Annotated in this window: 1 protein-coding gene; it reads left to right on the forward strand. The window is 73.1% G+C overall.

The window, feature by feature from the left end:
- A partial coding sequence (locus G7A99_RS22710; protein WP_163144287.1) for a phosphoglycerate kinase occupies window positions 1–743 on the forward strand: 743 nt, incomplete at both ends.

Consider the following 743-nt stretch of genomic DNA (forward strand, 5'->3'; position numbering starts at 1 on the left):
CTCTGCGAGAACGTCCGCTTTCTCGCCGGCGAGAAGGCGGACGACGAGGACCTGGCCCGGCGCATGGCCGCGTTGTGCGACGTCTACGTCATGGATGCCTTCGGCACCGCCCACCGCGCCCAGGCCTCGACCCACGGCGTCGCCCGCTTCGCCCCCGAGGCCTGCGCCGGACCGCTGCTGGCCGCCGAGCTGGACGCCCTCGGCAAGGCACTGGAGCATCCGGCACGGCCGATGGTCGCGATCGTCGGCGGCTCCAAGGTCTCCACCAAGCTCACCGTCCTGGAGCGACTGGCGCCCCGGGTGGACCAGCTCATCGTCGGCGGCGGCATCGCCAACACCTTTATCGCCGCGGCGGGTCATCCGGTGGGCGACTCGCTCTACGAGGCCGACCTGGTGGACGAGGCCCGGCGGCTGATGGAGACGGCGCGGGCGCGCGGCAGTGAGATCCCCGTGCCCACGGATGTGGTCGTGGCCGGCGAGCTCTCCGAGGGTGCCGCCGCCACCGTGAAGCCGGTGGCCGAGGTGGCCGAGGGCGAGATGATCCTGGACATCGGCCCGGAGACGGCGAAGCGCTACGCCGGCTACCTGGGCGACGCGGGCACCATCGTCTGGAACGGGCCGGTGGGCGTGTTCGAGTACGAGCAGTTCGGCCACGGCACCGAGGCCCTGGCCCGGGCGATCGCGGCGAGCCCGGCGTTCTCCATCGCCGGCGGCGGCGACACCCTGGCCGCCATCGCCCGTTA

This window comes from Arhodomonas sp. KWT, assembly GCF_010993615.1.